21 protein-coding genes are annotated in these 18,925 nt (G+C 45.9%); 10 read left to right on the top strand and 11 right to left on the bottom strand.

Going from position 1 to position 18,925, the window contains the following annotated elements; genetic code table 11:
* Positions 1-354: 354 nt before the first annotated feature.
* The 10 genes from QUA43_RS08065 to QUA43_RS08020 all read right to left on the bottom strand — a co-directional run bounded on the left by QUA43_RS08065 (position 355) and on the right by QUA43_RS08020 (position 8,610).
* A complete protein-coding gene (locus QUA43_RS08065) occupies positions 355-816 on the bottom strand; it encodes an SH3 domain-containing protein (RefSeq protein WP_333372572.1) in 462 nt (153 codons plus the stop codon).
* A gap of 72 nt (positions 817-888) precedes the next feature.
* Positions 889-2,397: an AAA family ATPase gene (locus tag QUA43_RS08060; protein WP_333372570.1), complete on the bottom strand. Its 1,509-nt coding sequence runs from the start codon at positions 2,395-2,397 to the stop codon at positions 889-891.
* A gap of 164 nt (positions 2,398-2,561) precedes the next feature.
* On the bottom strand, positions 2,562-3,074 hold the full coding sequence (locus QUA43_RS08055; protein ID WP_333372568.1) for a YceD family protein: 513 nt from the start codon (positions 3,072-3,074) through the stop codon (positions 2,562-2,564).
* A gap of 97 nt (positions 3,075-3,171) precedes the next feature.
* The gene (locus QUA43_RS08050) at positions 3,172-3,645 is read right to left on the bottom strand and encodes a R3H domain-containing nucleic acid-binding protein (protein WP_333372566.1); all 474 of its coding nucleotides are present in this window, start codon (positions 3,643-3,645) and stop codon (positions 3,172-3,174) included.
* An 11-nt stretch (positions 3,646-3,656) separates the two neighbouring features.
* Entirely contained in the window at positions 3,657-4,805 is a 1,149-nt protein-coding gene (gene yidC, locus QUA43_RS08045; protein ID WP_333039172.1) for a membrane protein insertase YidC, read from the bottom strand.
* Between the two features lie 204 nt (positions 4,806-5,009).
* Positions 5,010-5,402, bottom strand: coding sequence for a PH domain-containing protein (locus tag QUA43_RS08040; RefSeq protein WP_333039175.1), 393 nt, complete (start codon positions 5,400-5,402; stop codon positions 5,010-5,012).
* Entirely contained in the window at positions 5,374-5,778 is a 405-nt protein-coding gene (gene rnpA / locus QUA43_RS08035; protein WP_333039176.1) for a ribonuclease P protein component, read from the bottom strand. The genes QUA43_RS08040 and rnpA overlap by 29 nt, the downstream gene beginning before the upstream one ends.
* 42 nt (positions 5,779-5,820) lie before the next feature.
* Positions 5,821-5,958 (bottom strand): 50S ribosomal protein L34, encoded by a 138-nt coding sequence (gene rpmH / locus QUA43_RS08030; protein WP_006632320.1) that lies wholly within the window; start codon positions 5,956-5,958, stop codon positions 5,821-5,823.
* 341 nt (positions 5,959-6,299) lie between these two features.
* Positions 6,300-7,976 carry an HlyD family efflux transporter periplasmic adaptor subunit gene (locus QUA43_RS08025; protein WP_333372562.1) on the bottom strand — a complete coding sequence of 559 codons (1,677 nt, stop codon included), beginning with the start codon at positions 7,974-7,976 and terminating at the stop codon, positions 6,300-6,302.
* Between the two features lie 163 nt (positions 7,977-8,139).
* The gene (locus tag QUA43_RS08020) at positions 8,140-8,610 is read right to left on the bottom strand and encodes a MarR family transcriptional regulator (protein WP_333372560.1); all 471 of its coding nucleotides are present in this window, start codon (positions 8,608-8,610) and stop codon (positions 8,140-8,142) included.
* A 452-nt stretch (positions 8,611-9,062) separates the two neighbouring features.
* Here QUA43_RS08020 and QUA43_RS08015 point away from each other — a divergent pair, with 452 nt between their 5' ends.
* The 9 genes from QUA43_RS08015 (at position 9,063) to QUA43_RS07975 (ending at position 18,072) form a co-directional block, all read left to right on the top strand.
* Positions 9,063-9,725 carry a class I SAM-dependent methyltransferase gene (locus QUA43_RS08015; RefSeq protein ID WP_333372558.1) on the top strand — a complete coding sequence of 221 codons (663 nt, stop codon included), beginning with the start codon at positions 9,063-9,065 and terminating at the stop codon, positions 9,723-9,725.
* A 124-nt stretch (positions 9,726-9,849) separates the two neighbouring features.
* Positions 9,850-10,086 (top strand): DUF433 domain-containing protein, encoded by a 237-nt coding sequence (locus QUA43_RS08010; protein WP_333205440.1) that lies wholly within the window; start codon positions 9,850-9,852, stop codon positions 10,084-10,086.
* Positions 10,086-10,439, top strand: a complete 354-nt coding sequence (locus tag QUA43_RS08005) for a DUF5615 family PIN-like protein (RefSeq protein ID WP_333205441.1) — start codon at positions 10,086-10,088, stop codon at positions 10,437-10,439. The genes QUA43_RS08010 and QUA43_RS08005 overlap by 1 nt, the downstream gene beginning before the upstream one ends.
* 22 nt (positions 10,440-10,461) lie before the next feature.
* Positions 10,462-11,172, top strand: coding sequence for a M15 family metallopeptidase (locus QUA43_RS08000; protein WP_333372556.1), 711 nt, complete (start codon positions 10,462-10,464; stop codon positions 11,170-11,172).
* Positions 11,173-11,454: 282 nt separating this feature from the next.
* Positions 11,455-12,525, top strand: coding sequence for a glucose-1-phosphate thymidylyltransferase (locus QUA43_RS07995; RefSeq protein WP_333372554.1), 1,071 nt, complete (start codon positions 11,455-11,457; stop codon positions 12,523-12,525).
* Between the two features lie 344 nt (positions 12,526-12,869).
* Positions 12,870-13,403 (top strand): hypothetical protein, encoded by a 534-nt coding sequence (locus QUA43_RS07990; RefSeq protein WP_333229571.1) that lies wholly within the window; start codon positions 12,870-12,872, stop codon positions 13,401-13,403.
* Between the two features lie 10 nt (positions 13,404-13,413).
* Positions 13,414-15,543 carry a glycosyltransferase gene (locus QUA43_RS07985; RefSeq protein ID WP_333372551.1) on the top strand — a complete coding sequence of 710 codons (2,130 nt, stop codon included), beginning with the start codon at positions 13,414-13,416 and terminating at the stop codon, positions 15,541-15,543.
* Between the two features lie 164 nt (positions 15,544-15,707).
* Positions 15,708-16,778 carry a glycosyltransferase family 1 protein gene (locus tag QUA43_RS07980; RefSeq protein WP_333372549.1) on the top strand — a complete coding sequence of 357 codons (1,071 nt, stop codon included), beginning with the start codon at positions 15,708-15,710 and terminating at the stop codon, positions 16,776-16,778.
* A 211-nt stretch (positions 16,779-16,989) separates the two neighbouring features.
* Positions 16,990-18,072, top strand: coding sequence for a glycosyltransferase family 1 protein (locus tag QUA43_RS07975; protein WP_333372547.1), 1,083 nt, complete (start codon positions 16,990-16,992; stop codon positions 18,070-18,072).
* A gap of 106 nt (positions 18,073-18,178) precedes the next feature.
* On the opposite strand, the gene petG is transcribed toward QUA43_RS07975, so the two are convergent.
* Positions 18,179-18,298, bottom strand: a complete 120-nt coding sequence (petG, locus tag QUA43_RS07970) for a cytochrome b6-f complex subunit V (protein ID WP_006632329.1) — start codon at positions 18,296-18,298, stop codon at positions 18,179-18,181.
* A 180-nt stretch (positions 18,299-18,478) separates the two neighbouring features.
* Between petG and QUA43_RS07965 the strand changes: the two genes are divergently transcribed.
* Positions 18,479-18,859 carry a c-type cytochrome gene (locus tag QUA43_RS07965; RefSeq protein WP_333372545.1) on the top strand — a complete coding sequence of 127 codons (381 nt, stop codon included), beginning with the start codon at positions 18,479-18,481 and terminating at the stop codon, positions 18,857-18,859.
* Positions 18,860-18,925: the final 66 nt, after the last annotated feature.

Genomic DNA, 18,925 nt, shown 5'->3' with positions numbered 1-18,925 from the left:
TTTTGCAACTAACCTTAAAATTTTGCTAATTTTCTTAACATACTCTCCTGAATGACATAAGTTAGGTTTATGTATTATTGAGTTTTTCTGTTGAGTTTTAGCTTTGGAAACCTTTTGTCTGCTGGGCTTTTATGTCAAATTCAGGATGTTGCAGGGGCGATCGCGCCCGCAGTCTCAGCGCATCAAACTGCAATCCCAAATATCGTAAATAAATTTAACTTGACTTTTTATTATAAATATGTATGTCGATATTTGGAACCAGAGACAGGAAAAAACCCGGGGTTGGTAAACAACCTGCACGCTAGGATTGCTTCTCACCCTCACAATCAGAGGAGTATATTTTTTGTCTAATTCCTATTCGCCCTCAACTCTTTCAGTATTGCCACCTTTGACCCAACCTTCGCGATTGCCATCCTCAATCCGAATTCGCTGCCACTCTTTGTCGGGCGACTCTTCCAAAACTACGACTCTTTCCTTGTAAGCAACACCGCCAATGCGGTTCGAGTCTCGGCTACCAGTATCCCGGAGAATTAAGCCGATCGGCTGAGTCACCATCGCGCGGTAAGCTCCCGGTTCCAGCGGTTTGGGAGACGGGGCATCGCTAGATGTAGAAACAGGGCTAGCCTGGGCTGTTGACTTCGGCGCCGCGCCCGCAACCTGAGCTGGTGTTTTGTCGTTGGAAAAAACAGGTTTTTCGGGGATAGTAGTTAGCTTAGCGGCAAAGTAAAGTGCAGCAGCCACGCTAGCACCTGCCATCAGGACGATCGCGAGCAGAAAACCCACTAAAAATTTGAAAACGCTATATACAGTGTTCATTGCTGACTGTTGACTGTTGACTGCTGACTGTTGACTACTGGCTACTCACTACTGACTACTGACTTCAAAAGCTTAACCTTGAATCCGGCGGCTCAAACTGCCGTATCTAGAAGCAAGGCGAGCTTTCCCAGCAGCGGCCCAATCTTGGAGAAACTGGATTTGTTCTTGAGCAGTTCTGGCTAAGGGCACCATCTGACTAGCTGATTCTAAAATATCATCTGTGGTAAAGTCTCGATTTTGGCTAAACCCAATGTGCATTGCTTCAATCAAAGTTTGCTCGATTTCGGCCCCTGAAAAATCGGGAGTTTCGTAAGCCAAGCGCTCTAAATCGTAATTTTTGATGCTGTGCGATCGCAACCGCAATAAATGTACCTCAAAAATCGCCCGCCGTTCCTCCTGACTGGGCAAACCCACAAAAAATATTTCGTCAAACCTGCCTTTTCTCAGCATTTCTGGTGGCAAAGACTGGATGTTGTTGGCCGTTGCTACCACAAACACCGGCGAAGTTTTTTCTGCCAACCAAGTAATAAATGTCCCGAACACCCGGCTGGTTGTCCCGGAGTCCCCTTTACCGTCCAATCCCGCAAAAGCTTTGTCAATCTCGTCAATCCACAGCACGCAGGGGGCCAAAGCTTCCGCTAGCTGAATCATCTGCCTGGTGCGGGATTCCGATTCTCCTACTAATCCGGCAAACAAACGCCCGACATCCAAGCGCAGTAAAGGCAAATGCCAGTGGTGGGCGATCGCCTTTGCTGTTAAAGATTTTCCGGTTCCTTGAATTCCGACTAACAACAAACCTCTGGGATGCGGCAAACCGTATTGGCGGGCTCGATCGGAAAAAGCACCGCCGCGTCGCAGCAGCCATTCTTTGAGATTGTCCAAACCACCGATATCGGATATATTTTCGCGGGCTGGGTAAAAATCCAGAATTTGAGTTTGGCGAATTGTTTGGCGCTTTTCTTCTAAAATCAGTTCCGCGTCGTCGGGATGGAGTTCGCCTCTGGTGGCGATCGCCTTTGCCAAAACTCGGCGGATTCGTTCGATCGACAGCCCTTGACAGGAGCGCACTGTTTCGTCCAGCAAACGCCCTTCAATGGCTTGTCCGGTAGCCCCTAATAGCCTTTCTACCTCAATTTTGATTTCCGCCGCCGCAGGCAGGGGAAACTCCAAAACAGTCATCACTTCGCTGAGGTCTTCCGGGATCGAAATTAGAGGAGATACGATGACAATATTTTTGGGTACAGATTTGAGGAGTCTCGCCAAATTCCGCAGCTTGCGGGAAATTGAGACATCTTCCAAAAACCGCTGAAAGTCGCGCAGAATAAAAATTGCCGGCGCGGTGGCGGGTAATTTTTCGAGAAATTCCAAAGCTTGCAGCGGGTTGCGCTTGCCAAAACCGGCATCGTTGGGATTGCCTTGGTAGCCATCAACAAAATCCCAGATGTATACGGCGCGAGAACCTTGTTTTTTGGCGCATTGGGCGATCGCCGCTTCTACGCGCTCTTCCTCCCGTGTGGGAATGTAAATTAGGGGGTAGCGCGATCGCAGCAGTAGTTCAAACTCTTCACTAAAAATAGTCATTAGTCATTGGTTATTAGTCATTGGTTATTAGTCCTTAGTTATTAGTTATTGGTTATTAGATGTTAGCCGATGTGATTTTTTTTTCAGTCTTTATTCCACAGTTATTAGTTCTTAGCTACTGACTGCTGACTGCTGACTAATGACTAATGACTAATGACTATTGACTAAGGCAATTGCCGTTTAAGTGCTTCCAGAGAGGCCCAGCGACTGTCTGATACTGTTTCGGTGCTTTCTGTATTTGCATCATCAGTTAAAGAAATTCCCGGACATTCAGTATCGCAGATCTGTTTGTGCGGCAGTTCCAAACACATTTGCTCGTACACCCAATCCCCCGGAGAGAAATAGCCACCGGGGGACAAATTTTCCACCAAGTCTTCTAAAGCAACTTCTATTTCTGCTGAACTTGAATCTGTTTGATTTGCTGTTTCTTCGAGCCAGATTAGTTCAGATGAGTTGAGTGCCAAACGATGATTGTATTGTTTCAAGCATCTGTGGCAGGTGAGAGTAACTATTGTTTCTGCTTTCGCCTTCACCTCAAGATAATTCCCTTGGTGAGTGACTTGCAGTCGTCCTCGCACCGGAGTAAGAGTTTCTAAATCGGGGATAAATTCTTCAAAATCAATGACCTCTTTCCGCTCAGTTTTTGTGAGGAGATGAGGGATATAAATGGTCTCCATAATCTTTTGCCTTCCTACTTCTTGAATTCAAAGGTCAAAAGGAATAGTTATTTTTTAACTTCTTCCTTCTTCCTTCTTCCTTCTTCCTTCTTTAGCGTCAGCGCACTCGCACTACCAAACGCCGATCGGGTTCTTGTCCTTGACTGTAAGTTTCTATATCCTCACATTCGCTCAAAAAGCTGTGGACTTGACGGCGTTCTGCCGAAGACAGCGATTTTATTTCACATTCAACTCCCGTTGATCGGGCTTGATCTGCTGCGTACTCTGCCATCGATCGCAATTCCTCTTGGCGGCGGATGCGATAGCCATTTAGTTCAACTGTATAAGGAATTGACTCCTCTACTTCCTGACCTATATTCTGAACCGTGTTACAAAGGTACTGAATGGCATCTATTACATTACCGTTTGGCCCGACTAAGATTGCAACTTGTTCTGGAGTCAGATTGCTTTCATCTATTGTCATCCAATAGCAATCTTTTTGTTGTTCGCATACCACTTTTGAAGGAATTGCGGACAGTTGTAGCAATTCTTCTAACCATGCCTGTCCGCGCTGCATTTGAGAGTCTTTCATTGTTGTTAAAATCAAGCCTTTTTCTTAGAACGCTTGGGCTCAAAGGGAAGTGCATCTAATCCTTGTTCTTTTTGGGTTTTCGCCTCTGCTTCGTCCACTATTTTTTGGAGGTTTTCGGGCAGCGGTTCTCGCGACAAAATAAACGATTGAACTGTTTGGAAGATGTTAGCAATCAGCATATACATCAACACGCCGGCGGGCAGCGGGAAGAACAAAAACATCCCTGAAAATATGACTGGCGTCAGTTTGTTAACTGTAGCCTGTTGGGGGTTGTCGTTTGGCCCTTGTGCTTGTCCTGAAAGGGTTTGGTTGATGTACAAACTGATGCCGAAGCCCAGAATCATCACCAAAATATCCCAGTGGATTGTACCGTCTGAGTCGATCGCGCCAACGCGGCCTAGAGCCTCAATAAACAGGAATCCTTTGTTACTAGCCAATCCGGGGATTGTGCCTTGAACTGTGGCTTCACCAGGCGCTAATGCCGTGATGTTTCCCTGTTCATCTACCTTGATCAGATCTTCGCCTTTGATGACTTTCCAGCCGGGTTCAAAGTCGATTTCGCTCTTATTTTCTGCAGCTAAAACTTTGAGAGGTTTGCCCTCTGGGGTTTGAAAATTTATCTTGGTTGTGTCGCCGACTGCGAGTTTGTCGCCGCCTGGAATTACGCCCACAACAGGAGCATGAAAAGTACCTGTGACGTAAATATTTTGTGGCGGTGTAGCAAAAGCTTGCGGTTGAACAGTTTCGATTTGTTCTTTCGGCAAAACTTGAACGTTGACGCTGTAATTTATGTCAGAAAACGGCGAACCCCTGAGCGTTGCAAACAGTGCAAACAGCACTGGCATTTGCAGCACCAAGGGGAAGCATCCTGCTAGAGGATTACCAAATTCTTTGTATACTTTGCTCATTTCCTCCTGCTGTTTGGCAGGATTGTCTTTATAGAGTTTTTGAATTTGATCTACTCGCTCTTTCATCAACGGCTGCGCTACTTTCATGCGCCGCATATTGCGAAGAGAGCCTGCGTTGAGAGGATAAAGAGCAAAGCGAATCACGAGCGTCAGAGCTACGATCGCTAAACCGTAGCTTGGCACGATCCCGTAGAAAAAATCTAGGATCGGGAGCATGAGGTTGTTGGAGAGAAACGAGATACCGAAATCCATTCGCTTTGAGTTAATTTAGGTGCTCTATGTTTGCTGTTGAGAACTATTTTTACCCGCTGAAGGCGAGCCGCCTCAATTTTTAGGGTTTTGTCTCTATCTTAGGACATTGCCCGTCGATCGACCGCCCGGTCTGCGGGTTTGTTTTAATGAGTTTGCCAATACTCGCACTGAATTGGGCCTCTAATCAGGGTGAAAGCGGTTCGGTTATTTAGCTTGGGCCGCGTTTGCTTTTTGAGCGGCTATGGGCAGTTTTTCGTTAATGTAGTCATACATTGCTCGAAATTTCGGCATAGCTCTGAGTTCCAAGCGGCTGCCATTTTTCATGGTGAGCACCATGTCTCCGTAAGTCCCGAAACCGCGAGGTACTGTGACGATTTTGACTATATCTGAGTAGATAACGTCTGTCTGATCGCCCCCCATCCAACCGCTAGTTACCGACACTCGGCGACTCGTGATCCGGTAGCGCAGCCACAGAGCCCGGACAATTGCTCCTACTGCGAGGGGGATTCCCACCACAGTCAGCCCCAGGAGTAAATTCAGGATCAAGTCTCCCGGCGCGGGGCCGCCTTCATAATATACTTCCTCTCGAATTCCCATCTAGTACCTCGGCTTCTACCAACAACTGCTCTAATTCTTGCAGAATTTCGGCATAATTGCACTCTTGTGCGATCGGACGCACGACAATTACTAAATCCCACCCGAATTTTAATCGGGGCAATAGCTGTCGCAAAGCTGCCCGAATCTGACGCTTAATCCGGTTGCGGACTACAGCGCGTTTGCTGACTTTCAGGCTGATAGAAATGCCTGTGCGAGTCGGCTGCAAGGATTTCTCGGCTGTCGGTTTGCTTAATTCGACGCTTTTGGGTTTACGCAGAGCTCTTAAGCTGAAATGGGCCGAGTTACGGCGCATTCCCTTGCGGTATACGGCGCTGAAGTCTTTTCGGTGCTTAAGTCGGTTTGTATCGGGCAACATGGCGTAGGGCGATCGTTGAGGCCTCTCAACCTTGATGCAGTGCTAGACTGCGAGGCGGTGGCGACCTTTGCTGCGGCGAGCTTTGATTACCAATCGACCGGTTGCGGTACGCATTCTGGCGCGAAAACCGGATGTTCTTTTTCTTTTGCGGCTGGTTCCGTGCAGGGTTTGCTGTGTCATTTTGATTTCTCCCGGCTTGTTACTTTACTTTTGATTAATATTCACAATCTTCTAGTATACCATAGAGTTGTTTTGTGGGCAATAAAATTTTTCGGATTTGAATCGATCGCCACTCATCACAAAGCAACAACCCGTGTTCTAGCTGGCGAACGAGATTTCGGCTTCGTGTTCACTACCCGATACCTAACTTTTTAAGATGATATTGCAAGGGCGATCGCCCTTAACCGAAAAAATCAAATCCCAGACTTTTCAAACTTCTCAAACTCCCAGAAGTCTGGGATTTCCTCTTCTATTCACAAAAAATCAAATCCCAGACTTCTAAATTAATCCGTGTTCTTCCCTCATTTCAGCTCCACATTTACCGTAGCAGACATCCCCGGTGCAATCCGCGATTCATAGCCTTTAATGCTTTCAGCATCAAACACAACTTTGACAGGAATCCGCTGCACTACTTTGGTGAAATTTCCCGTAGCATTATCGGGAGGCAATAAGGAGAATTGAGCGCCAGAAGCAGGGGAGAAACTATCGAGATGACCTTCAAATTTCCTGCCGCCAAAAGCATCTAATTTGATTTCTACTTTTTGACCTGGTTTCATGTTTGCCAGTTGGGTTTCTTTGAAGTTAGCAACTACCCACAAATCGTTACTTACTATAGCCATTAACGGAGTTCCAGCCTGCACCCGCTGCCCGACTTCAACCGATTTGCGGCCGATTTGTCCGGCGGCTGGTGCGGTGATATTCGTGTAGGAAAGTTGCAGTTGAGCGTCTTTAACCGCGGCTTCCGATTGCCCGATCGCAGCTTTAGCAGCATCATACTGCGATCGACTGACTTTAGTTTGTTCGCCCGTAGCTTGCGCCTGTTGCAATCCGCCCTTTGATGCAGCCAGTTTGGCTTCGGCGGTGCTGATACCTTCTTCGGCTAGGGCGACTTTAGCTTGAGCGCTGGCGACACCGACTTGGGCGCGCGCTACTTGGGCTTCGGCTTGTTTTACCCCTTCTTGAGCTTGGGCTACTGCTGCTTGGGCGGCGGTTACGCCTTCCTTAGCTTGGGCTAACCGCGCTCTAGCTTGGGCAATTCCTTGTTGGGCTGCGGTGGTTTGGCCTTGGGCTACTTCGTAGGCGGCTTTGGCGGAGTCTAGTTGCTGGCGGGCGATCGCACCTTCAGACTGCAAGCTTTCGTACCGTTTATAATCAGCTTGCGTCTTGATGAGATTAGCTTGCGCTTGTGCTAGCTGAGCTTGCGCTGCGGCAATCCCGGCTTCGGCTTCCGTCACTTTGGCTTGAGCTTGGGGAATTCCGGCTTGAGCTTGGGCGACTTTAGCTTGCGCTGCGGGTACGCCGGCTTCGGCTTCTGCGACTGCGGCAACGGCTGCGGGTACGCCTTGTTGGGCTTCTCTAATTGCTGCTTGGGCTGTGGAAATGGCTGCGTTGGCGCTGCCGATGTCTCCTTGGGCTTGGGCTGTTTTGCCTTGGCTCGTTTGAGAGGCTAGGGAAATATTTGCTTCGGCTGCTTCGGCTTGGCGGCGGGCGTTTTCTAAGGCTGCTTGGGCTTGTTGGACTTTAACTTGGTAGTCGCGGGGGTCGAGTTTGATCAGCAGTTGTCCGGGTTTTACTGGTTGGTTGTCTTGTACCAAGACTTCGCCGACAGTACCGTTGACGCGGCTGCTGATTTGGTGGATGTGTCCGGCAACTGTGGCGTTTTCGGTTTCTTGGTGGATGGAGGCGTATTGCCAGTAGCGGTAGCCGAAGCTGCCTGCTGCGATCGCCCCTAGGCCCAGCGCTGCTAATATCAACGCTTTCGGGGCTTTTTTCTTCGGCGTTTCAGCAGGCGGTAGGGGTGCTTGCAGTTCTGTTTCTGCGCCTGTTTTGACCTCGGCGGGGGCGCTGATTTCTGTTTCTGGGGCTGGTATGACCGGCACCATTTTAGCTTGGGTGTTGTCGTCGATCGGCTTTTCTAATAGGGCGACTGCTTTGCCGTTGCCGTTGAATTCTGGGTTGATTTCGTTTGTGCCTTTCATGGTATTTGACTCCTGATACTTTAGTAAGATGTCGTTTGTTTAGGGTACGTAGTTTTTATTTAGTAAGACAGCTTTTTTTAAGAGTGCGTAGTATTTTGCGGTTATTTGTAATGTAGTGGAGGTAGATGCTGCTGCACTTCACTCAAAAGATTGATTTGTCGGTTTAGGAAAGATTCAGGATCGCGATATCTATCAGTTGGGAAAAGAGTTCTCGATCTGCCTCTGAAATTCCCTCGACAGCTCGATCTCTGATTTTAGCTACCAGCGGGGGCAATACCTTTTGCAGTTCCCTGCCGGAGTCTGTCAGCCAAATGCGCCAAATGCGGCGATCGCGCGTGTCTCTCTCGCGGCGGACTAGACCTCTTTCTTCCATGCGATCGATCACGCCTGTCAGTGTCCCGCCTACCTGTTGCAGTTTGTCGCCAATGCTGGAAGTCGGCAAACCGTCTTCTTGCCACAAGCAGCACAGTACCAGCCAGTGAAAAGGTGTTAAGCCAAAGGGTTCGAGTCCCTCTTGCAGCCTGCGACTGCCTAGCTGTGCCAGAAGTTTGAGACGGTAGCCCAGGCTGTGGGGGGCGAGAACGTCGTGCCACTGAGCTAGATTTGTGCGATCGACAGTGGATGTAGTAACCATCGGTTTATTACTTAGCGTTCGTATTATTAGAGTATGATGTTTTTTGAGGTTTTGTCAAGGGGACGCAAGCAGATTTTTTGAGGCCGACAGCTATGCTAAAACCGGGAATCCGCCTGGGACTTAAGTCCCAGGCTAAAAGCTGAATTCGGTTGAAACCTACTAAAAAATTCAAGCTTAACTGATGGGATGCTCGATCGTTCGATCGAGACTGCCACTGCTTTTTAGTCCACTTAAAGTGGACTTTAGCTGTAAGCCTGGGACTTAAGTCCCAGGCGGAATCGCGGTTAAACTCGCAGACTGTGGCGCTGCGGAGGATGTGTAGCTTTCCATACGATTATCGATCGCACTCTGACCATCACCCTGCAAGCCGGATGTCCGCCCTGGGAAGTGTGTTTACAATTCTTAATTTTTCTTAAACTAGAAAGGGTAAATCTACTTTCCCATCAGAATTTATGTTGCTTCCAGCCGACAAACGCACCAAGTTAGACGACACCGACGACAATTTGTTCTACTCCTATCCCCGGTTTGTGACTCACGTAGACGATGGATTTATTCAGCAACTAACCGATTTGTATCGGGAACGGCTGAAACCGAATACTCGGATTTTTGATATGATGAGCAGTTGGGTTTCTCACTTGCCCGACGAGATGCAATTTGCCCATGTTGAAGGGCACGGCATGAATGAAGAAGAGTTGGCAAAGAATCGCAGACTGAATCATTATTTCGTGCAGAATTTGAACGCAAATCCCAAATTGCCGCTGCCGGATGCAGAGTTTGACGCGGTTGTCAACTGTGTTTCGGTACAGTATTTGCAGCACCCGGATGCGATTTTTGCCGAGATTCACCGGATTTTGAAGCCGGGGGGCGTAGCAATTATGAGCTTTTCCAACCGGATGTTTTATCAAAAGGCGATCGCGGCTTGGCGGGAAGGTTCGGAGGGCGATCGGGTAGAATTAGTCAAGGGTTACTTTGATTCTGTCAAAGGAGCGAATATACCCGGATTTAGCAAGCCGGAAGTAATTGTTCGCAAGCCTAACTTGCCGAGTTTTATGCAAATGCTGCGAATACCAAGCGGCGATCCCTTTTATGCGGTAGTTGCTTACCGCCAAAGTTAGGATTTTTTGGCAGTAAGGACTTTAGGACTTTAGGTGGAGATTAAAAGCACTAAAGTCCTTACTACCAACTGATCGAAAGCTACGCTCTTTAGGTTAGGATATATTTAATATTTGCTCCTAAAATATGGAAAACCAACTTTTGCAGCGCATCACACTCGATCCCAATATCTGTCACGGAAAACCCTGTATTCGCGGTCTCCGATATCCAGTCGAGTTAATTCTTGAATTACTCAGTTCTGGTATGAATGCTAAAGAAATTATAGATGACTATGACGATTTAGAAAATGAGGATATTCTAGCTGCTTTGCTATTTGCCGCGCGGCTGACTCAAGTGAAAAGCATATACCGAGTATTAGTGTAATGAAGTTTTTGGTAGATGCACAATTACCACTACGTCTTGCGCGCGTGCTGCAATCTGCTGGTTGCGATACTATTCATACTAAGGATTTACCTCGACGAAATGCAACTCGCGATTCAGAAATTAACTTGCTTTCCATCCAAGAAAGCAGAATTGTTATCACCAAAGATAGAGATTTTCTCGATTCATTTATGATCGAGCAGCAACCTTACAAGCTGTTGATATTGACGACAGGCAACATAAATAATAACCAACTTATAGACTTATTTGTGAATAACTTGCCGCAGTTGGCTGAACTCTTTCAGGAACATTCCTTGATAGAAATGAATCGCGATACAATTGTAGTTCATCAGTAATAAATTAGGGTGACACCTGGATATGAAACCATATCACCAAATATCTATTAACGAATGCGGCGAACCTTTAGTCCCGATTCCATCAGAACATTTTGCCTTTGAAATTCCGCACCCCTATCAAAAGTTGGGTGCACCCTATGACAACAGCAAAGCAGATTCGCCTTACTATTTGCGGCAAGGAGTTGTAGATAGTTTAATCGCCGCTCAAACCCAGCTACAGCAAAATCATCAAAATTGGAAAATTCTGATATTTGACGCTTATCGGCCGGTGGAAGTGCAGCAATTTATGGTAGATTATACTTTTAATCAAATTGCCATAGCTCAAGGCTGCGAATTTCCGGTTTCCGAAGACAAACGCCAAGTAATTATAGAACACGTATATCAATTTTGGGCAGTACCGAGCCTCGATCGCGCGACGCCTCCCCCTCACAGTACAGGTGCAGCTTTAGATATAACTTTAGTGGATGAAAATAATCGGCAAATTGATATGGGTTCTCCGATTGATGAAATATCAGAACGTTCTTATCCCGATTATTTTTGTAATAGCAAGGAGCAGCCAAAACAGGAATATCACCGTCGCAGGCAAATATTAAAAAATGCGATGATAGCTGCGGGTTTTCAGCAACATCCTAACGAATGGTGGCATTTTTGTCTGGGCGATCAGATGTGGGCTTGGTTGACAAATCAAAACAATAGTGGTAGTCAATTGATTGCCCGATATGGCCGCTATTAAAAGGGTACGCAATTAAATCGGGACTGGCGCACTCGCAACCTTAAGAAAGGGGTCTTTTGACAAAAAACTCAGCTTTTAACTGCTTCCTGTGGCAATAAACCTGGTTTCTGACACTCTGTGTGTCCAGCACTCTAAAAGTTTGAACAAAATAAATAATTTGTATCAGGATACACGGCAACTATTGCCAGCGGGGTAGTGGTAGTTTAAAATCAACGAGAGCAACAAGTGCAGGCAATAGTTGCCAGCACCGCAAACCCTAAAGGATAACTCAGAGTTCACCCAATGAAAGCACTCATCCTCTCTGGCGGTAAAGGAACACGCTTGCGTCCCCTCACCTATACGGGTGCTAAGCAGTTGGTTCCTGTAGCAAATAAGCCGATACTGTGGTACGGAATTGAAGGAATTGTGGCGGCTGGGATTACGGATATTGGGATTATTATTAGTCCCGAAACCGGGGAAGAGGTGAAGACGAAAACAGGAGATGGATCTCGCTTCGGTGCGAAAATTACTTATATCTTGCAAGCAGAGCCGGCAGGGCTCGCTCATGCGGTAAAAGTGGCCAGACCATTTTTGGGCGATTCTCCGTTTATTATGTATTTAGGAGATAACTTAATTGAAAATCAGTTAGATCCATTTTTAGAGATTTTTAACAAGCAGAAACTAGACGCTCTGATTATGCTGCGTCCCGTTTCCAATCCCTCTGCTTTCGGTGTGGCGAAAGTTGATGAGAAAGGCAGAGTTTTACAGTTAGTAGAAAAACCAACAGTTCCGCCGTCAAATTTAGCACTGGTGGGGATTTACTTTTTTGCTCCTACTATCCACGAGGCGATCGATCAAATTCAACCTTCGCCCCGCGGCGAACTGGAAATCACCGATGCCATTCAACAACTCATCAATAAGGAAAAACAGGTAGAAGCCTGCAATTTAGAGGGTTGGTGGCTGGATACGGGGAAAAAAGACGATTTGCTGAGTGCAAACCAAATCATTTTAGATAGCTGTATCGTAGCTTCAAATGAATTAAAAGTAGACGCGAAAAGTCAAATTATCGGGCGAGTGCAAATAGGAGAAGGAACGGAAATTATTAATTCTACAGTTCGCGGGCCGGTGGTTATTGGGGAAAATTGCCGCATTGAAAATTGCTTTATCGGGCCTTACAGCAGTATTGCCGATCGCGTGACGATGATTGATGCTGATATCGAACACAGTGTAATATTGCAAGGGGCGAAAATAGTTGGCATTCACCAGCGAATTGTTGACAGCGTGATCGGGCAGCGAGCTCAACTCACAAATGCACCGGCTCGTCCAAAAGCTCTGCGGTTTATGATTGGTGATGACAGTCAAATTGAGTTATAGCAATCCTTGCAGGAGTCGTAAACTTTTTACCCCACCCCAACCCTCCCCTTGGTAAGGGGAGGGAGTAAGAAATTCACAAGTGATTTAGGATTGCTATAGCTTAAATTGAGATATTGCCAATATCGCAAGCAATAATCCTGATTTAACAACAGATAAATTTTCTTGTGGGGAGTAGGGGTTGGGCATCCTGCCCGCCCTTGAACAGGCAAGATGCCTGTTCCACAATTAATTACAATTATTCACACAGCAAAGCTGCCGGTTCACAATTAGTTACAAGGATTGCAACAGCAAAGATGCCTGTTCCATAATTAAGTCATAGTAAGTTATCTCAAGGAGAGGAAAGTTTGGAGTACGAAGAAATACCAACTCAACAGATAATACATAAATTGCGGCAAACTTTGGAGCCGCGAATTGGTATTGCTGAGCTGTCGCTGTTGGGAACAGAAAATAGTGCGATCGCCCAAAATGAAGATGACGAAGATATCGCCCTTTTAAAGGCGGGTTTCGACATTTATAACATCCCCATTACCTCTTACCAAAGGCGCCTCGGTTCCGCAGTCATCGTCGTTAGGAAAATAGTCCGAAAATTGCTCAGACCGGTACTCGAACGACAAGTAATTTACAATTTTGCTAATACCCGGGTCGTGCATACCTTAAGCACACAGTTGCAAAAATTGCAAGAAAATCAACAAACTCTCTTTGAAAAAATTGAATCGGAATTCAGCAGCGAATATCCCGAAGTTACAGCACAGCTTGAGACTCAACAAAGAGCGATCGCAACTTTTCAGTCTGAAATAGAGCAAATTAAAGCAGTGCAGCAGCAACATACTGCTATTTTAGAGAAGATTACCGCTCAATTGCTCGATCGACAAAAATAAAGCATCAAAGATGACCACACTGCCCATATGCTCGTTAATTATCGTCAACTATAACGGTCTGCGCCACACGAAAGATTGCTTAAAATCTCTACAAAAACTTGCGTATCCCGAATCGCAACTCGATTTAATTGTAATTGATAATTGTTCTCAAGACGATTCCGTTACTTCCCTGCGCGAACTATTTCCCAAAGTTCGGATTTTTGTCAACTCCGCCAACAACTTTGCTAAAGCCCTCAACCTCGGCATCAGCGAAGCAAAAGGGCAATATATCGGCTTTCTTAATAACGATGCTACCCCTGACAGTCGCTGGTTAGAGATTCTTGTAAAACGGCTAGAAACTAATAAAGAAGTAGGTGCGACTAGCGGCAAATTGCTGTTTAAAGACGGGCGAATTAACAGCGCTGGTATTCAGCAATTACCTAATTTTTATTGGCAAGATGTCGGTTTTGGTGAAAAAGATGCGGGACAGTACGATATAGAACGGGAAGTAGAAGGGCTTTGTTGGGCAGCGGTGCTTTTCCGCAGGGAATGTCTCGAAGATGTGGGGCCGATAGATGAAGATTTTGTGATGTATTTTGAGGATGTAGAGTTTGCCAAACGCTGTCACAAACGCGGTTGGAAAATGCTTTATACTCCCGCAGCTATCGCCCATCACGAATATCGGGGTTCGAGTAAAGGCAGTAAACTTACCGAGTATTTCTGCAACCGCAATCGGTTTTTGTATTTGGCAAAACATGAACCGTTGCAATTAGTCAAAGGAATTCATACTTCGGATTTTTTTACTAACAAGCAGTACGATTTGCTGTTCGAGAGTTTATTTGTAGCGATTAAAAAACTTCTAGATTATCAGAAACCAGAAATCATCGAAACTGTATTGCCGCAGTTGTCGGAAAAGTTGGCGGTGATTTACAGTCGGATGAAGATCGATCGCATTTTGTCTCGCTTACAGGTGGTTCGGGGCGATCGCAAAATGTCGATCGCCATTTACGATCACGGGCTGCATTTTATTGGTGGCGGTCAAAAATACGTCGCTACCATCGCCTCGCTGCTACAAAATGAATTTGACATTACTTTTATCGCCAACAAACCAGTTGCTGTTTCCGACTTAGAATCGTGGTACGGACTCAACCTTTCAGGATGCAAAATTAAAATTATGCCCTTGGCCTTTTACGAGAAACGCGGAATGCAGTGCATCGATTCCAGCATCATCGTGGAGGATATGGAAAATCCCTTTGATGAAATTGCCAGAGAAAGCAAAAACTACGATATTTTCATCAACGCAAACCAACTGGAAAAAGTTAAACCACTGTCGCCGATATCAGTATTTTTCTGCCACTTTCCCAATACCTTCCGCAACCGTCATTTTGCTGTCGATGACTACACTTTCATTATTGCCAACAGTCAATTTACCGTCAAGTGGTTGGAGAAACGCTGGAACCTACAGCCAACTTTTCTGCTTTATCCGCCCGTGGAAATGGCAACAGTTAAAGTGCCGAAAGAAAAAATAATTTTGGCTGTGGGACAGTTTGAAGCTGGGGGAACAAAAAAGCAAATTGAACTAATTAAAGCTTTCCGCAGTTTGCGAGGAGATTATCCCGAAGAATTTCAAGGATGGCGACTCATTTTAGCCGGAAGTAGCATTCCGAAAAATCCTTATTTAAAGACTGTTCAGAATTTATTGAAGCAAGATTCAAGGGCGATCGAACTCAAAGTCAATGCTGACTTTGATGAGGTAAAATCACTTTATGCTAAAGCGAGCATATTTTGGCATGGCTGCGGTTTGGGTGAAGTCAATCCTCAAAGATTTGAGCATTTCGGGATGGCGACTGTAGAAGCAATGCAAAATAGTTGTGCTCCGATTGTTTTCAACGGTGGCGGCCAACCGGAAATTGTCGAACATGGGCGATCGGGCTTTGTGTTCAATACCGTTGAGGAACTGTGCCAGCATTCACATCAACTAATTGTTAATCCTGATTTGCTAGCAGAACTTCAAGCTGGTGCACAGCAACGCAGTCAGAACTTTAGACTTGCACATTTTGAGAAAAAAGTCAATAGTTTTTTTGATATTATTCACCAAGAGTATGCTACAATTCGGCTGCCAAATCCTGCCGATATAGCTCAAATGCTCGATCGAACTTAAAGGCTAATTAAGTAGTCCACCAGGGGTTAAAATCCCTAACCAAAAGCTAAAGTCCTCTTGCATAGGACTAATATCAAAGTCGATTTTATTACCGTTTTCTTCAGTCCGCGCAGGCGGACTTTGTATGTGTAGTCGCGACTTCCAGTCGCCGGATATCTAAAATCATGTCTAATTCACTGTTAATCAATTTGTCCTTCTTAACACCCGAACCCACGGGAATCGGGACTTACGCCGCTAATCTTTTCCCGCAACTGCAACAGCTAGAACCAACATTACTCGCTTCCCAGCAAATTGAAAATTATACTTGCTATCAAATCCCAGAAACTCTGACACCGAATCGCGGCCCAAAAGGACAAGTTAATAGGCTGCTGTGGACTCAGTTTGAGTTACCTAAAATTTACAAAAAATTGCAGTCAAGCCTGATATTTTCCCCTATTCCCGAAGCACCTTTGTATTCCGGCTGCCGCTACATCGTCACAGTTCACGATTTAATTCCTTTGCGATTTCCCAAACGGTTTTCTCGATTAACAGCTTATTTTCGCTACTACATACCGCAGGTTTTGCGGCAAGCAGAACACATTATTTGCGATTCTCAAGCAACGGTGGCAGATGTTGCTAAATTTTTCCAAATTCCGTCTAAAAAGATGACCGCAATTCCGCTAGCTTGCGATAATATTAATTTTAGATATCTCGACTTGCCAGCCAAAAATTATTTTCTTTATACCGGCAGACACGATCCTTACAAAAACTTGGAAAGATTAATTGCTGCATTTGCGAGTTTGCCCGATCGCGCAAATTACGAATTGTGGCTAGCAGGACCTCCCAATGCCTACACACCGCAGTTGACAGCACAAGTTGAAGAATTAGGTTTACAATCTTTGGTAAAGTTTCTCGGTTACGTTCCCTATTCTCAATTGCCCGTACTGATGAATCAGGCGATCGCCCTAGTTTTTCCTACACTTTGGGAAGGATTCGGCTTACCAATTTTAGAAGCAATGGCTTGCGGCACACCCGTCATCACATCCAACCTGTCATCGATGCCAGAAGTAGCCGGAGATGCCGCATTATTAGTCAATCCTTACAGCGTCGGAGAAATAGCCGAAGCCATGCAAACACTAGCCACAGATTCAAAAGTGCGATCGAACTTAAAAACTGCTAGTTTAGCCAGATCATCTCAATTTAGCTGGCACAAAACCGGAAAAGCAACCGCCAACATCTTACAACAATACCTTTAAATCTTCCCTCTCTTCCTTTCTGCGCCATCTGCGGTTAAACTCACATCTTACACCATTGTCAGCAACAGGCAAGATGCCTGTTCCACAAGAAAATTTATCTTTTGTGGAACAGGCATCTTGCCTGTTCCTAAAAAGCTAATTGAGAATGGTGCAATATCTCAGGTTAAAGAAAAAAAAGCCCACCAAAAAACCGCAATCTACATATTATCCCATGCCCAATCCCCAATCCAACCTGCTCATTAACCTCTCCTTCCTAATTTCCAAACCAACCGGCTTAGCCATCTACGCCAAAAACCTATTTCCCCACCTAAAATCTCTCAACCCAACATTACTAACAGCCGAAAAATTTCCCAATAGCAACTGCTACCAAATCCCCGCCAACCTAACACCAGAACAAGGAACCAAAGGACACATCAACCGATTGGTGTGGACACAAACCCAACTCCCCAAAATTTACAAACAGCTAAAATCTAACTTGTTATTTTCCCCAATTCCTGAAGCTCCTTTATTTGCAGGTTGCCGCTATATAATTACAGTACATGACTTAATAGCGCTGCGATTTCCCCGCCGCTTCGATCCTCTGACACCTTACCACCGCTATTACATTCCCCAAGTGCTGCGGCAGGCTCAACACGTAATTTGCGACTCGGAAGCAACTGCTAAAGATATCAATAATTTTTGCAATATTCCTACTAATTTAATTACGCCAATTTTCCCCGGATACGATACCAGTTTTTTCCGTTTTTTAGACTTGCCAACAAGCAATTATTTTCTTTATATCGGCCGCCACAATCCTTATAAAAACGTGCAGCGAGTTGTAGCAGCTTTTGCGGCTTTGGCTGATAATTCCGAGTACGAATTGTGGATAGCAGGTTCGGAAGATAAGCGCTATACGCCGCTGCTGAAAGCGCAGGTTCAAGAATTGGGATTGGTCGATCGAGTAAAATTCCTAGATTACCTCCCCGCGGCCGACTTGCCCAAAGTCATCAACCAAGCGATCGCCCTGGTTTTCCCCAGTCTTTGGGAAGGATTCGGCCTCCCCGTACTCGAAGCAATGGCCTGCGGCACTCCTGTCATCACATCTAACCTGTCTTCAATGCCCGAAGTGGCGGGGGACGGCGCATTGTTAGTCAACCCCTACAGCGTCGAGGAAATTGCCTCTGCTATGCACCAGCTTGCAGTGGATGCAAAAGTTCGATCGCACTTGCGGGAGCTCGGTTTAGCCAGAGCAAAACTATTTAGCTGGGAAAAAACAGGCTTGGAAACTGCTGCTATTCTCGATCGATATATTTAACGAACAAAGGCGAACAGCACAACACGGATTTGGACACGGATACACGGATGAGTCGGGGGGCACTCAAGGCAGGGCGGGCACTCAAGGCACCGCCCCTACAAGCCTTTTACTTATTGATACCCAACTGATCGCCACGCTTGTACTGCTGATAAGCAGCAAAAAACAGCCCCGCCAGAGTAACAAAGATTAGACCCAGAACAATACCTGAAAGCAGCGGTTCTACCATGAGATCTCCTTAACGTTAAGATTTAACAACCTATTTTTAATATTACCAGCACTTACACAGATGAATTTGCCAAAAAACGCCCTTCCGGGAGTATCAGACCTTGCTCTCCCCGCTGCGAACGATTAAGCTATGTTATGAGAAATAAATTTTCTTGTAGATACTATTTTTAATTGAACTCCTTTGAATAACCAACTTGCCAGGAATGAAATTAAAAACCCGATCGAGCGACTGACCATATTTGCGCTAGCGGTGTTGCTTGCCATCATCTTGGCGACGATCGCAATTCGTCAATTTCAAGTCGCCGATCCTTACGTAAAAAGCGTACTATCCCTCACGGGCAACCCGTTTCAGGGTTCTGCCATCTTTCAAATGAACTGTGCGGGTTGTCACATATCCGTTTCAGACAGTCAAGTCGGGCCCAACTTGCACGGAGTGTCCGAGCGCAAATCCGAATTCGATCTGATCCGGCAAGTCACCAGCGGACAAACCCCACCAATGCCACAGTTTCAACCGAGTCCGCAAGAAATGGCCGACTTGCTGAAATATCTCGAACAGATTTAACAACAGAAGGGGAACGGAATTCGTTCCCCTTCTCCGGATTGTCCAGGTAAGAGTAAGGTGCGCGCT

The organism is Microcoleus sp. N9_B4 (assembly GCF_036701635.1).
Classification (GTDB): domain Bacteria; phylum Cyanobacteriota; class Cyanobacteriia; order Cyanobacteriales; family Microcoleaceae; genus Microcoleus.
Note: the sequence above shows the minus strand (reverse complement) of the source record. Positions and strands in the feature narration are given on the sequence as shown.